The 14,816-nt window shown below is 36.3% G+C and carries 17 protein-coding genes; all 17 read right to left on the bottom strand.

All coding sequences use genetic code 11. The features are described 5' to 3' along the window. Nucleotides 1-36 precede the first annotated feature (36 nt). Nucleotides 37-1,212: a phage major capsid family protein gene (locus K3T81_RS07435; RefSeq protein ID WP_238019133.1), complete on the bottom strand. Its 1,176-nt coding sequence runs from the start codon at nt 1,210-1,212 to the stop codon at nt 37-39. Between the two features lie 25 nt (nt 1,213-1,237). Further along, nucleotides 1,238-1,996, bottom strand: a complete 759-nt coding sequence (locus K3T81_RS07440; RefSeq protein WP_238019331.1) for a head maturation protease, ClpP-related — start codon at nt 1,994-1,996, stop codon at nt 1,238-1,240. 5 nt (nt 1,997-2,001) lie between these two features. Next, a complete protein-coding gene (locus tag K3T81_RS07445; RefSeq protein ID WP_238019135.1) occupies nt 2,002-3,141 on the bottom strand; it encodes a phage portal protein in 1,140 nt (379 codons plus the stop codon). A 19-nt stretch (nt 3,142-3,160) separates the two neighbouring features. Further along, entirely contained in the window at nt 3,161-4,819 is a 1,659-nt protein-coding gene (locus K3T81_RS07450; RefSeq protein WP_238019333.1) for a terminase TerL endonuclease subunit, read from the bottom strand. Then, complete coding sequence (locus K3T81_RS07455; protein WP_238019138.1) at nt 4,816-5,154, bottom strand: P27 family phage terminase small subunit; 339 nt, start codon at nt 5,152-5,154, stop codon at nt 4,816-4,818. Before K3T81_RS07455 ends, K3T81_RS07450 begins: the two co-directional genes overlap by 4 nt. 276 nt (nt 5,155-5,430) lie before the next feature. Then, nucleotides 5,431-5,781, bottom strand: coding sequence for an HNH endonuclease (locus K3T81_RS19410; RefSeq protein WP_338044620.1), 351 nt, complete (start codon nt 5,779-5,781; stop codon nt 5,431-5,433). Nucleotides 5,782-5,830: 49 nt separating this feature from the next. Further along, on the bottom strand, nt 5,831-6,421 hold the full coding sequence (locus K3T81_RS07465) for a DUF5067 domain-containing protein (RefSeq protein ID WP_238019140.1): 591 nt from the start codon (nt 6,419-6,421) through the stop codon (nt 5,831-5,833). A gap of 160 nt (nt 6,422-6,581) precedes the next feature. Then, entirely contained in the window at nt 6,582-6,986 is a 405-nt protein-coding gene (locus K3T81_RS07470; RefSeq protein WP_238019142.1) for a hypothetical protein, read from the bottom strand. A 738-nt stretch (nt 6,987-7,724) separates the two neighbouring features. After that, on the bottom strand, nt 7,725-9,446 hold the full coding sequence (locus tag K3T81_RS07475; protein WP_238019144.1) for a metallophosphoesterase family protein: 1,722 nt from the start codon (nt 9,444-9,446) through the stop codon (nt 7,725-7,727). 256 nt (nt 9,447-9,702) lie between these two features. After that, nucleotides 9,703-10,158 (bottom strand): ArpU family phage packaging/lysis transcriptional regulator, encoded by a 456-nt coding sequence (locus K3T81_RS07480; RefSeq protein WP_238019145.1) that lies wholly within the window; start codon nt 10,156-10,158, stop codon nt 9,703-9,705. A 55-nt stretch (nt 10,159-10,213) separates the two neighbouring features. Then, nucleotides 10,214-10,714 (bottom strand): hypothetical protein, encoded by a 501-nt coding sequence (locus K3T81_RS07485; RefSeq protein ID WP_238019147.1) that lies wholly within the window; start codon nt 10,712-10,714, stop codon nt 10,214-10,216. Nucleotides 10,715-10,839: 125 nt separating this feature from the next. After that, nucleotides 10,840-11,370 carry a RuvC family protein gene (locus tag K3T81_RS07490; protein ID WP_238019149.1) on the bottom strand — a complete coding sequence of 177 codons (531 nt, stop codon included), beginning with the start codon at nt 11,368-11,370 and terminating at the stop codon, nt 10,840-10,842. Further along, complete coding sequence (locus K3T81_RS07495; protein WP_238019151.1) at nt 11,370-11,522, bottom strand: hypothetical protein; 153 nt, start codon at nt 11,520-11,522, stop codon at nt 11,370-11,372. The genes K3T81_RS07490 and K3T81_RS07495 overlap by 1 nt, the downstream gene beginning before the upstream one ends. An 8-nt stretch (nt 11,523-11,530) precedes the next feature. Continuing rightward, nucleotides 11,531-12,820 carry a replicative DNA helicase gene (locus K3T81_RS07500; protein WP_238019153.1) on the bottom strand — a complete coding sequence of 430 codons (1,290 nt, stop codon included), beginning with the start codon at nt 12,818-12,820 and terminating at the stop codon, nt 11,531-11,533. Beyond that, a complete protein-coding gene (locus K3T81_RS07505; RefSeq protein WP_238019155.1) occupies nt 12,798-13,571 on the bottom strand; it encodes a replication protein in 774 nt (257 codons plus the stop codon). The genes K3T81_RS07500 and K3T81_RS07505 overlap by 23 nt, the downstream gene beginning before the upstream one ends. A 14-nt stretch (nt 13,572-13,585) precedes the next feature. Next, nucleotides 13,586-13,918, bottom strand: coding sequence for a hypothetical protein (locus K3T81_RS07510; protein WP_238019157.1), 333 nt, complete (start codon nt 13,916-13,918; stop codon nt 13,586-13,588). Further along, nucleotides 13,919-14,680, bottom strand: a complete 762-nt coding sequence (locus K3T81_RS07515) for an MBL fold metallo-hydrolase (protein WP_238019158.1) — start codon at nt 14,678-14,680, stop codon at nt 13,919-13,921. It lies immediately after the preceding gene. Nucleotides 14,681-14,816 lie beyond the last annotated feature (136 nt).

Genomic DNA, 14,816 nt, shown 5'->3' on the forward strand with positions numbered 1-14,816 from the left:
TTAATAGTTCATCAGTGACCAACTAGATCACCTCCACTATGCTCCTGCTGGTTCTGTTGGTTCTTCTGTTGGAACAGTAAAGTCAATATCCAAATCATAAACTTTAGCAGTGTTATTATCCTTCGGTTTACCATTTGCAAACTGCTTCATTGTGTATAAACGTGCATCTTCAATGGCTAGTGTTTCATCAAATTTATTGATTTTATATCCTCCTGCGATGGCTGCTAAGTATGCATCTTGGACAAAGAACAGTACTTTACCTTCAGGAACTTCTTCGGATTCAACTGGCTTAATGTTATAAGGCAGGTTTAATACCCATTGACCATTATCTGTTTGAATCGTATTTCCGGCTTCGATTTTAATTTTATCTATTGGACTAGCTAGCATAATAATTTTATTAGCTACTTTTCGAGCTTTGCCTTTTGCATCTTTTGATAGAGTCACTACTACGCCACCTAATTCCTTTGCAACAACTTCCCCTTTTTCAGAGCGAGCAAAGGTTAGTGTTCCAGAAGAAGTTTTAGTTGTAACAGCTCCGTTTTCAGCAACATCTTTCATTAGCCCGATCGGTTCATTTTGGGATGGACCACGGCCACTTACAAGACCGTACTCTAAGCCAACTGAATATGATTCAACAAGGACGGTACGGACATAACGTTCTACATATTCAGGTCCAAGAACTAACATATCTTTTGGAATAACCGCAAAAGCTGTTAGTTTCAATTGTTCAACTTTTTCTTCACGGAATGCTGCTGAAATTTGTCCTTTAATTTCACCGAACAGAGCACCCCAAGCGTAGGCTTTAGTTGCATCAGAGTAAATATAACGAGTTATCGCACCCAGATCTTTTAAGCCAATGGCTTCAAGTAGAGGGTGTTCGGTTTTTAAATCCTCGAAAACACGCTCTTGAGTGGTGATTGGCAGAATAGTATCTTCGGCAAAGCCCTCACTTGCAATTACTTCGTTAAAAAATTTACGTTCTTTAGAAGTTAAGACATTTTGACCGCGTGCTGATAGTACTTGGGCGTCGTGCACCTCATTACGTGCCTCGTTTGAAATTTTCTCTGTTAAATCAGTCTGTAGAGCTGTGAACATCTCATTAAATGCTGTTTCGTGTTGCTCTGTTGTAGCTTCTTCATTTTTCACAACATCCATATACGCTTGCTTTTTGTTTTCAAAGTTCTCCAATTTACCTTTTAATTTAATTGTCATGCTTTATTCCTCCCTATTTTTTGCATTATAAAAAGCGCTTCGGTTTCTTATTTACCGGCGCTTCAGTTTGTTGATTATTCGGCTTCAAGATATCTTTTAATTCGTTAATGATTTCTTGTTTTTGATTACTATTTAAAGCTGAATTAGTTACATCACTTGTTTCTCCAGGTTCCTCTTCCTTAGCACTTTCTGACCTGGTTGCAAAACCAATTTCAACTGCCTTCTTAGAACTGAACCAAGTCTCAGCATCTACTTTTCCACGAATTTCTTCACGACTGACGTTTGCTTTTGTCATATAGATGTCGATAATACCTTCTTCAAGTTCTTCTAAAACATCGGCTTCTTTACGCATGTCCACTTTAGTTCCGAAAGCAATTGAAGAAGCTTGATGAATCATTAACATTGACCCGAGACCCATTATTGTTTCATCTGCTGCAGCTGGAAATAAGGATGCTGCTGAACATGCCCAGCCATCTACATGAACTGTTACTTTACCTTCATGTCGTTTCAAACGATTGTAAATAGCGATTCCTGCAAATGCATCTCCGCCTGGACTATTTAAATTGATAACAATATCATTAGCTCCGGCTTCATTTAACGCATTATCAATATCTGTTGCAGAAAAGCTTTCGCCCATCCATGAATATCCAATTATCCCGTAGATAGTAATGTTTGTTGTTTTGCTCTCTTCATCATGAACAACATTAAATTTTTGTGGGATTTCTTTTAGTTGTTCAACGTATGACTGATTTTTAAATGCTTTAAAAAAATCCTCTTTGGTCATTACTTTCACTCATTCTCACCTCCTTCAAGTTCATCTAAAGTTTGATAGTTTTTCGTGATAACATATTCATCCATTCGCGGATCGTCAACACGTTCATCTCCAAACTTTTCTCTAACATCATTTCTGCTCCAAGCACCACTAGCAACCATTTTGTCTGCATTATTTGCATTTTCTATAGCACTCTTTTCAGTAACACCTTTAACTTCAACCTTGTCACCTTTTAAGTAATCAGCTTTCTCAACTAGCTTTGCGTTTAGCTCATCAGCTATTTTTTTTATTAACGGTCCAATACAAAACTTTATATAAGCTTTTAGACTTGTTTCATACTCTGCTAAATCTCCGTGGACTAAAGCAGTTGGTATACCAAGTATATTTGCCACCTCATCAACTAAAGTTTTTTTGAGTTTTGTTATTTCATCAATTGATTGCCCCTTTCCCTCTCCTTTAGAAACTTCGTTATAACTAAAGCCTTTTAATTTTGGTACAAGAGCAACCGTGTTTTTCTTAAAGGATTGAAAAAGTTTATCGATGAAGGCTTGCAATCGGTTCTGGTTCTTCTCATCGAGTTTCCCTGTAGCGTCAACATCCACCGTTCCTCTTATTTGATGATTCCTCATACTGATTTCAATCATACGACTAAACAAATCACCAAAGTCTTTAAACATACCATTCATAAACTTGGTAAGCTTTTTATTGTTGTATGTGAGATAGAGAACCTCATCCATTTGGAAGGTACGCTGGAATGTGTAATCTTTTACCGTGACATTCCTAAATATGTCTGGATAGACAGCGTATTCGATTCTCTCAAAGTCATCTGCTATTAAAAGATCATTATTGTCTGTTAGAACTACCAAAACTTCATTTTCATCCAGCAACTTGTAGATAAAATCTTGCCAGAACTTTGCAGCTGTCTGATCTGTGTTAGGCCTGACATTTAATAGATAATGCCAGTCATCAAATTGACGCTTGCCATTTTTCATAATTCTAAAATCTGACTGGCTTATTGTTCGTGCTATAAAGTTAAAGTTGGTTTCTAAGGCCATTTGTTTTAAATAGACCCTGTGATTTGTTTCATCGATTAAATCCAGATCAAATAAGGATTCTAGCTCACTATTACGTCTTAAAACTTTGTCTAACCATCCCACCTTTATACTCACCTCCCTCTTAGAAATTTAATGCTTCAAGTGCATCTAGAGAATCGTCTATATCTATTTCATCTTCCAGGTAATTATCTGCTTGCCATAGTGCATAAACGAAGGCTGTAAAACCATCTGTTTTCCTTCTCACTTCATCTTTCTTCAAGAAATCTTTATTTCCATCATTTTTTATCTTTACTGCAATGTTATTAGTGTTCCAACGCATTAAAGGATTGTCCCCAAATATTATTCTGTTTTGAGCAAAGAGCATTTCAATTCTTGGAGCAAGCTTTGCATAAATGGCGTGAGGGTTTCGAACGTATAAAACATGAAAACCTTCAGCTTCTAATGCGGTTTTCACTATATCCAGCCGGAAAGTATCTCCTACTATAATTTCTAACCCATATTTCTCCCGCATATTGCAAAAGTAATTGACCATGTGCTGAATATTAATTACTGGCTCATCTAGTAAAGTTAGCAGCCCTTGCTCTTCCCATTCTTCAATCGGTGGTTTTAGGTTTGCCTCTTTCACAAAATCTCGTCTAGCAAATTGGTGACTATCCCAAATATAATTTTCTCCGTCTTTAAACAACACTCCACAAGCTGTAAAGTCTTTTATAAAGGAGAAATCAATGGCTCCTACACATGTTTGGTGCTTTAACTTTTCATATGGTATGGGCTTATTTGTGGCCATAATGTCTTTCCATGAAGCGATCCTGGTTGCTGTGTCCTCTTGTGGTAGATTCATTCTTTTAGCCATGAACTCGGAGCGACCAGAAGGATCCTCCTGCAGGTCTAGAAATTCGTCCATAACGGTGTCATACAATTCTTCTGCATACGGACTCAAAGGCTTGCTAAACATTGGATTTGCCTTTTCCCACAACTCCGGTTCTTCTACTTCTTCTTTCTTATCCATCTTACAAATGAAAACAAAGCGATTTTGTCGCTTACTTCCGCCTTTCAATACTTCCATACATTGCTCAATGAATTTATCAAAAAAACCACCACGGACATGGCCGTTGGTGGATATGAATATACGCCTTCTATGTTTTACTTTTCCTAAACCAGAGCTTAGTGTGTTAATCAATTTCATGCCCTCGTAGATATGCCACTCATCAAAGATTAAGCAACCCGGACGGCCACCATCTTTTGTATCAGCGTTAGATGTCCTGAAGCGAAATTCAGCTAAAGATTTTTTTCCAGTGACTTTTGTCTTAGTCCAGGTAAAAAACTTTTTCATGAAGTTCTTATGCTTTTCTTTCATGTTGTAAACTTCTTTGATGGACGTTTCCGCTTGCTCTTCACTGTTAGCTACTACATCAACGTTATATCCGTCAATACCATGAGCTGGACTAATGAAATAGTCACCCAATCCCGAAATAAGACCGTTTTTCCCATTCCCCCGCGGTATCACGATAACAATATCTTTGTAGAACAGTTTATCGCGCTTCTTATACTTAAGAAATATAAAAGGAATGATGAACTTCTGGAATGGTTCCAACTTGAAATACCATTTTTCAATATAACTTATACATTGCTCAATTTGTTCTTCATCAAAATATATATCATCTCGAACGAGGACTTCTGACTCAAGCTGCCTAACCAGATCTATTCTCTCTTGATTAAATAAGATCTTTCCTGTTCGCCACATTTTTATATAGTCATCTACATACTTTTGTTTGATCAGTATAAGTCACTGACTTCTGGTTCGTCATTATCCTTCTTGTCCTCATTTAGTACAGGGGGATTGATCATTTCAAATTTTATAGATTTTTCAAGAGAAATTAATGTTTTTGTGAGACTATTTAAGTCTTTTATTGCAGGATTTGCTTTCATAAATTCCTGACTGCCGTTTACTGTTTTGGTCAGCACACCATGTTTGTTGATCTCAGTTTGAAGTTTTCTCGTTTGCTTCACAAGCGCGACATACCGCTTTACTTTATCAATTTCTACTAAATCGCTAGAATCGATCCGAAGCAATAATTGTTTTTCCAATTCGGTAATTTTGACAGTTCGACTCACAAAAACACCCCCCCTCTATTTTTATCCCCCCTAATACGAGTGTGGATTTTCATATATTTTTTGGACAGCAGAGCCCCCTCCCCGGTCCCCTGGGAATAAAAATTCGCCAAACTTTTTGGACGGGGGGACTATTTAATACTGTCTTTACAATGTTTTTCGCTAGTGTCTTCTATGATTGCATTGTCATATAAACTACAACGATGAATACCATTATCGTAATGAAGTTGTTTGCAGTCGGAACAAATCTTCGCTTCATCAACTGATTTCTTCACCTAATCACCACCATTCATCATCCCATATACGCTTCTTCTTCGACTTGCCTATCTTATCGAACGTCCTGCCTTCTTTAATGTTGTGATGGTTAATACATAATGTCTGTAGGTTATCTAACACAAGCGCCAGCTTAGGATAATCTTCTATCGGATACTTATGATCCACATTAAGTACAGTCTCTTTACGTTTACCTTCTTGCTTAATAGAATCGACAGTTACAATACCCTCAGCTTTACAATGCTGACATTCATAGTTGTCACGCTTTAATGCTTCTAATCTTAATTCTTCCCAAGCTCTAGACCGGTAGAACTTACGCTTCTGTTCTTTAGTAATGTATTCAGGAATAGGAATCACCCCATAATAAAAAGACACCTTCTATGAGATGTCTTCACTTGAATTAACTTTATTTTATTTCGTAATCTTGACTTCCTATCTCGTCTCCCATGATTCCTTGAGTGGCCACCAATGTAACTGGTGTTTCTAAATCATCTAACTCATAGGAAACAGAGTTTTCTACTGTTCCATCTTTCTTAATGGTTTCTAATTGTGAATCTTGATGGGCTTCATCTGGTAGCATTCCTACTTCTAATTCATTTACTGCATTGGGGTCATTGTCTTGTATTGCAGTAAATACTGCCATCCACGCTGTAGTAGGATCTAATTCTTTCTCGGTAAGATTAGTAGTTTCATACCAGATAGCAAATACCGGTTTTTCTCCATATTCATTACCTGGTTCTCCAACAGGGATAACTTTTGTTTCAGTGATATTAATTTTCAAATCATTAATCTTAGCTTCGTTGTCTTTAAAATATACATCTGTATCTTCTTTTGACTCTTCTTCTGTTTCTTCCTCTTTGTTAGAATTTGATTCAGTAGATTCATTACTGTTTCCATCACTAGCCTCTGCTGTAGAATCTTCACTCTGATCTGAATCACCGCACGCAGCTAAAATTAGAATTAATCCGACTATCAAAGTAAAAAGATATTTCTTCATAAATAAAACCCCCTATATAATTTAATTCTATTATCGGTTTGTTGTTAATTATATTGAATACAAATATAAATAATGTGGAAAAAGTTTCCTAAAAGTAACATATATAACAAAAAGACATCTCAATGAGATGTCTTGAAACTTGAATAGAATAATATTGTTGTTATTTCTTGAACAAAATACGGTAAGTATCAATTTCTTCACTAGAATTTAGTAAATCATGTTGATCTTCAGTCAATTTCACTCCGGATTCTAGTAATTCTCTTAGCCCGTTTTTTTTGATTTCAATTGCTCTATTATAACAATACAGATAATATTTAGAGAAATCTTGAGAGAAATTTTGTGGGTCAACCTCTTTGATGTCTGCAAAGCTATAGGTATATTTTTCTTCTGTATCCGGATTCTCCAGATCCAATAATAATAGATAACCATTTTTTGTTTCAATTAATTGATGACCCAATAACTTATGTTGTATCACTTCGTCAATTCCTGGAATGTTTGGATACATACTCAATTCTACTGTTTTACTTGTTTGCAAATCATTTTTAAAGAAAACATCGATATTCAAATTATCTCCCCCTTCATAATAATTTTTATATCGACATAAGAAGAAGATTATTAAAATAATAAAAGAATCATTTGCTAGTATCTTTCTTTATATCTTTCTTTAATTCTTTCTTTAGCGTTTTGACATTATATGAAGGAAAAATTTTCACTGTACCCGAGTTAGGGTATAGCACTGTACTCTACGTAGGGTACAACACTGTACTCTAGTTAGGGTATAGCAAAAGGTGTCCCTAATTAGGGTACAAACAAATATTCGCTTGTGATTTGGTTATGTCTAATTGGTTTTCCGATAATATAAATTTATCACCTTTTCAACAAAGTTTCTTGTAAATTAACGGTAAATAAACTGGAATTATTTCGATTTTTTTTCGTAAAAAACCCGCCATTTAATCTAAGTAGTTCCGATACTGTGGAGAAGATTTAAAAAGCAATCTAATTAGACAAACTAAACGCACTATTTTTAGCAACATAAATATATACAAAACGCTTGAATTTTAATATCCAAGCGTTTTGTTTTTACAATTTTCTTATTCAATTAAAGCACCCGTTAGTGTAGAATCGACTAACTAAAATGTGACATCATCCATTTTCAATTACATATTTAAAAAGTAAAAACAAAATTACTATAATAAGAACTAATGAATAGATAACAGACCATATACTTTTAATCAAATAAAGAATCTAACAAAACATCAAAGGATGGAATACCTATAGCTTAAAACTTTTTTGATTGATTCTCTTAGTTTGTTAGCTTGGGATTTATCAGATTCATTAACTCAAATCCTGTATTCATTTTAGAATAAATTGAGCACACCACAAAGAGCTCTTTGCTTGCAAATTTCACAATTTTGCTTTGGCCAGATGATGCTGGTATATGATGATGACCATGTATGGCTCCGATTATATTATATTCCTTAAATAATTTTTCAATTTTCGGTTCAGACAAATTGTAATCCTTATTATACGCCTTGCTTTTTATTGAAAGCATACTCAGTTCATTAAACAGTGGTGCATGTGAAACTATTATTGTTGGAATATCATAATCGTTGTTTAGTAATTCCTTTAATGATTTAAGAATAAACTTTTGTTGCTCATCCTTTCTCTTAACTAAAGCAACAGGTATTGTGAGCCCAATATACCGGATTCCTTCATGAACTATATGATTATTATGTAATACGTTTAATTGTGGAAATCGTTTTTCAAGTTCAACCTTTACTACCTCGTAAAATCTATGGTTACCCACAGGCAACATGTGCCATGACTCATCAGGATTTTCTAAGAGTTGTTTAAACCATTTACTATTCCAAAATAGACTCCATTTTTTTCCTTGCAGTTCGTCTATATTATTATTATCCGGCAATACATCTACTAATTCATGATTTCCAATTACATAGATACCTTTAATATCTCCGTTTGTTGCACGAGAATCTGAAATATCCCCTACCAATATATTGAAATTCCTGTTAATAAATGGAAGATTCCCGTCAATAGTGTGGACATCAGAGACAACATTCAGTAAATTTGTATTCTCTGTCGAAAGAACATTTTCAAAATATTTTTCTGATTCTTTAGGATGAACACTATGCGGAATATAATTTTTTCTAACTTCAGAGATTTCTTTCCCTGATCTTGATCGTAAAATCGGCTTATCATTTAAATTCAAGGACTGTTTGGCAATGATGATTGGATTTTCTGTATTTACCTTTTCTGCTTGAGGTACTAAACTCAATGCTGGTTTTATATCTGATTTATAGGTTAAAAACTTATCCTTATTTCTATTATTAGCAAGAGATCGCTTTAGAAGATTTGTTTCTAACAATTTAACACTCTTTCCATCAGTTGTTATGGGTAAAGATTTAGTAAGTTGAACGACAAAGTTATGATATTCGAAAATATACTCGGATATTCCTGTGTTTACATTCTCACTAAACAAGAACTTACCTGCTAAATTTGCAGAAATAGGTCCAGTTTCATCATGCTGCAGTAGTCGCCCAAGAATTTGAATCTCAAATAATGGATTTTGAAATATTGCATTATATGCTTGTTTAACTTCAAAAGAGTTTTTATCAACACGTTTTTTTGTAGCTTGAAAAATACTAAGCATAATGTATTTTTCTAAATTACCTTTATGCATTTTAATATACTCGCGTACCTCTTCTGGATGGAGTAAGTACTGAATAGTTGCACGTTGGATATAATTCCTAGCTGTATCATAAGGAATGGCTGAATAGACAATATCTCCTCTGGATGATATAACCAAATCTTTTTTCTTCATACTATATGTCAATTGAAAATAATCGTTTCTAAATAATATTTTGTTGACAGGTCGTCGTGTATTTTCTGGATAAAGTTCGAAACGTGCAACAAGTTCTGACGATAGTTCATCCTCAGTTTTTGTTGCTATAAATGGGATAAGCTTTTTAGCGACAATTAAAGAACTTTTTATTTTATTAGTTTTCATTAAATCACCTCATCATTTTAAGATAATAACTGACTCTTGCACTATCCTGCCCCGTTAGTTGAATAACTTTTAATTCGAAACATCATATCAATACTTTAACACAAAATTACAAATTACTTCCTTGGTTTATAAGAATACTGTATTTCGAAGAATATAAAGAAAAATAAGAAGACCAAATCATATTCGATTTGGTCTGTTAATTAGTATGTTGTTTTGTATGTTTCTCCACCGAAGCAGAAACTTACATTTCAGCGAGTTAGTTATTCGTGTATTCTTTTGTTACTGCAATATTCAGGTTCAAAGCTAGCTTGTAAAAAGCTTTCCAACGTATCTTGGCATATGTTTTCTCACTTATTGGTGGTTGGAATGTAAAGCAGTATACCTTATAATCTGATAAATATTCAGCGTCCTCACTCAAATATCGCTCCTCGATCAAAAACCTTTCCATTTTTGGTAATCGTCTCACAGCACGTTCAATCCGATCACAGTATTTTTTTCTGTACTCTTTCTCATCGACATTATGGGTAGCAGCCATACCTGTTTGATCACTAATAGTATTCGCTTTACCACCACCTACGTCATCATAACTCACTGTAATGGATGTCTCTCTTTCCTCGAATGTTAAGTATTTAAAGAGTCGATACTTTTCCAACGCTGCTTCTACTTCCTGTTGTGTTGCTTTTCTATCTAACTCTGGCAATTCGAAACTCATATAGTAGCATCCCCCTTTAAATAGGAGTGGTCCCAGTTTCCCAGGACCGAATCTATTAATTTAATACTTCATCATCATCAAATTGAATGTCTGGATGGTCAAAGCTCACGTCATCATCTTCCACATTTGGTATATCGTCCATGCTTACTTGTCCTTCTGCTACTTCTACAGTTTCATCACTACCCACACTGTAGTCAATGCCTTGGTGATCCTCTGCGCCCTCTTCAAATTCTTCAATACTTAGCTGAGACGGTTCAAGGAAAAGTGTTACGGTACTCCCCGCGAATTTGTACAGCTGCAGCACTTTGTTTTCATTGTCACCTTTTACATTAAATTTTAGGACAGTCTTTTTGCTATCTCGCTGGATTGACTTAAACTCTGTAGATAATTGCCCAGCCTCACTACCCTCTACTTCTAGTACAGCAATATTACCGGCAAGTGTGACCAGCTCATCTGAATGTTCTAGCCCGCCCCCTTGTATATGAAACTCCAATACTTCCTTTTTATCGTCCTTCTGGATCTTCTTAAATAACACTTTCACTTCCATTTTAGACATGAACTTATTCCTCCTATTAATTTAGCCACTATTCTAAGCGACATTTGATTTTTAACACCTAATGCGAACAATTTATATTCGTAAACCTTAGAATCTCTCAAAATGGCTCTAAGTGCTTTTTATAATTATCCTAGTTGTACTTTGGTTAATACTTCAGCTTGATAGTTAAACTGAACCTTTTTTAACACTAGTGATCTAGCTATTTGAGCCATAATATAAGCGTCTACCACGTTGTCGCTAGGATGAATAAAGCCAAAGTGTTTTTCTACTGCATTCATTACAGCTCTTTTCTTAGCTGCTCCTTTTAACCGTTTCTTATTACCTGGTTCACCTGTCCAGCCAGTTTCATTTACAAACTTTTTAACTGCGTTAGGAGCAACTTCGTAATATCTCAATTTACGCTTATAGAGTTCATTCCGGATCCCGTGATGTAATCCACCTGCAAACATAGCTTTCTGCGTACTGAAAGGGAAACCTTCAATGGTGATAATGTCACCTGATTGCACATGATCAACTACTTCACTTATTAAAGTGATCATTCGCTTTGGATCCTTATCACTTATGCCTGTTAATTCCTTTGCTTTTAACACATTTCCGTTTTCATCAAGTGCAACGAAACCTGTTTTAGAAGCTGGGTCAATTCCTACGAATCTCATTATCTATCTACGCCTTTCATAGCTCTAATGGTTGCTAGTTTGGTTTTTAACTCCCGAAAAGTCTTTCCTTCAATATCTGTATAACCATGCTTTTTTAATTGCTCAATAACATGGGCTTCCATGCGTTTGTGTTGAACGTCTACTGGTTTCATTTGATTATTCACCTCTTCTTGTCCAGCTCCACAAATTGCTGTTTCCATCCTCTAAATAAGAGGCGGAACTCATTCAAGCCTGTGTTACGCCCTTTAGCAATAAACTGCTGCACTACCTTGCCGTTAGGTTCGGTGTCGCGTGGATCCAGCCAAAGGAACTCAACTACATCTGCATCTTGTTCGATGGACCCTGATTCCTTTAATTCTGATAGAGTGGGCTTCTTTGGATTTTTGTCACTATCTCTTGTCATTTGAGATAACATCATGAACACACAATTTATTTCACGCGCTATTTGTTTAGCGGCTCCCGTAACATTACCTATTGCAGTGGACCTGTTTTCGCCATTCTTCTGTGGTATTTTCATAATCTGCAGGTAATCTACAGCTATCATGGCAATATCGCCAAGTTGCCTTTTAAACCTTCTAGCTGTGGCTCTAACTTCTTCAATAGTCACACCGCTGCTGTCTTGAATGTAGATTGGTAGTTTTTCCAATCGGTTGTATGCTTCTTCAATCTCTCCATACTGGCGCGGGCTAAGTTCTTTATTCCGTATCTTGTTATAAGGAATATCAGTCATATTGGAAACCATTCTATCCTTAAGCTGTGCATCATCCATTTCTTGTGACCAGATAAGGACTGGCCCCGAATAAGCCACTCCCATAGTCCTTTGTAAAAGCTTTGCGGTTTTACCTACAGAAGGTCGACCAGCTGAGACAAATAAGTCTCCTCTATAAACGCCTTTTGCCCATGTATCAAACTGAGGAAATCCTGTCTCAATATAATTAACTTCCTTGTTAGTAAGGTGCTGGAAATAGGTCTGTCTTGTTTCAGCCATGCTTTTCATCCGTCCCTTCTCTTTTGGTCGTATCTCTGTAGCAAGTGCTTCTACTGCAGCAAAGTATTCATCATCACTATCAAAGTCTTCTCTAGACGTTTCAGCTATCTTGTTTCCTATCTCTGCACCTCGTCTACGCACAGCCTTAGACCGAACTATATTAGCGTGTTGCATTACATTGGCTGTAGTCGGACATGATTCTGCTAGTTGAGTGAAGTAAGATACACTTACCTCATTTGCGCGATTGTTCTTCACGTACATTTCTGTAACAGTTACTACATCTACTGGCTGTTCTTTATCTTCTAGCCACCTCATAACACGGTAGATTTGTTGGTGTCTTAGATCTTTAAAGTCTCGATCCTCAAGAAAGATAATGTCATCAAGTACATTGGGATCCAAAAACACTGCACCGAGCACAGATTGTTCAGCTGATAAGTCTTCAATTAGTCCATTTGAATTCATCCGGATCCTTCCCTTCTGCTATCCATTGTTGAAGTGCGATTTCCATATCGCGATGGTCTGGATGTTGCTTCGGCTGAGAAGGCTTTTTCTCTTCGTTCATTCTAATGGCAAGATCCATAAACTTATCCCGTAACTTCTTAGCTGATAGGATATTAGTCTTCCAGAAAGAATGCTGCGTAACCCAATCCATGACTTCTTTTGCTTGCTTTTTGGTTACTCCGTCCAGTTCGACAAGCTTCCTAAATTCATCAGCATAGTTTTGTAGGTTCGCTTTCTTAACTAAGTGCTCCACACCTGCTTCTTTTGCTACAGCAGTGATAAGTGTATGAAAATAAACGGCCATTTTATAATAGGTGTTGTCTTCGGTGTATTTCGTTTTCTTTTGTTTAGGTTTTTTATTCGTTTTTATCTCAGGACCAGGTTCCTTGCTACTTTCTTTCTTGTCCCATTCTTTATAATTCTTGTTGAATGTCAAAACTCTCGCCCCTTTCTGACCAATCTCTATGGAATTAATAACGTTCCTTGCGATTAATACTTTAAGCTCCCGATCAACAGCACTACGACTAGAATTAATAACTTCTGCAAGGTAGGTAACGGAAAGTTCTCTATGTTTTCTCTGATAGCCATATGTATTTCTCCATATAGCTATCACGAGTCGAAACTGTGTCCCATTGAGATTGGCCTTCATGATTTCGTCCAGAATTTCATTGGCAATCCCTGTATATCCATTTTCTCTTTGTGGATTTGCCATAGTTAATCATCCGTTCATTGTTGAAATAGTTTGGTGACCATTTTCGCGAAGTTACTTATATCTCGTTGCTCGTTATCTACATATGGCTTGTCTAGCCAAACTTTGATCATCTTCTCCAATTCACTTGAAAGGTCGATTTCAGGAATATAACCATGGAGGATTGCTCTTAAATACGTTGTTGGATTATCTTTAGCATATTCCTTTATAATTTGTGCCGGTCCGTGCACCATAGACACCGGAATAGCCATAAGCATTAGATTAATAGAATCCCTCGACATGGTTTTCCACTGGTTATAATGAAAATCCAAAGCATTCGCAACATCTTTGGGAAGTTTTACTGGCTCCATTCAAACAACCTCCAATTTATAATGTGTGTCTCTTTTTAATCCTTTTTTCATCAACGCTCTAACGGTAGTCATTTCAGCCAGGGCAGTCATGTTGTTATTGCTAGATAAGTGAGTTAAATAGATTTGCTCTCCGTTGCCCTGGACTAATTCCGCAAGTGCTGCAGCTGTCTGCTCATTTGATAGATGCCCTACATGAGAGAGGACCCTAGCCTTTACGATGTTGGGATAATCAGAAGCTTCTACCATTCTTGGTTCGTGGTTGCTCTCTATGATGTAAATATCGCTGTGTCTCATCTGAAATAGCATAAGCTCGTCTACTTTTCCTGTATCTAGACAGATAGAAGCTTTAAAGTTCCCGTCAACATTTTCAATCACATAGCCTTTAGGTTCGTATGCATCATGATGAACATCAAAAGCTGATACTTCGAATACCCAATCCTCATCCGAGAAAGGTACTAACACCGACTCTTGATCAGCTATATAACATAAGTCCTCATTCACTAAATCAATATCCTTCCATTCTTTTTCGCCAGCAAAGACTGGTATTTTATATTTATTAGCCAACGGCAACCCTTTTGTATGGTCCTTGTGAGCGTGAGTTATAAAGATAGCCTCAATCTTGTTTGGTGTGATACCAACTTCCAGAAGCCTTTTCTCTATCTTTGTTTTAGTTATTCCAGCATCTACTAGAATGGTAGATTCTCCACTTGTTAGGGCAATGCAGTTACCAGCCGATCCGGAAGCTAAAATGTCAACTTTCATTTCGTACCCCTCATTTCCTCCTGGCATCGTGGGCAAATTTTAAGCCCGCGATAGTATTCTTCTTTACCAGGATTCATTTCTTTACCGCATAGCTCACAGTCCGGCCTGCGTTCAAAAACAATTACTTGTGGCAAGT

It is taken from the genome of Oceanobacillus jordanicus, from assembly GCF_022095695.1.
GTDB classification, from domain to species: Bacteria; Bacillota; Bacilli; order Bacillales; family Amphibacillaceae; genus Oceanobacillus_B; species Oceanobacillus_B jordanicus.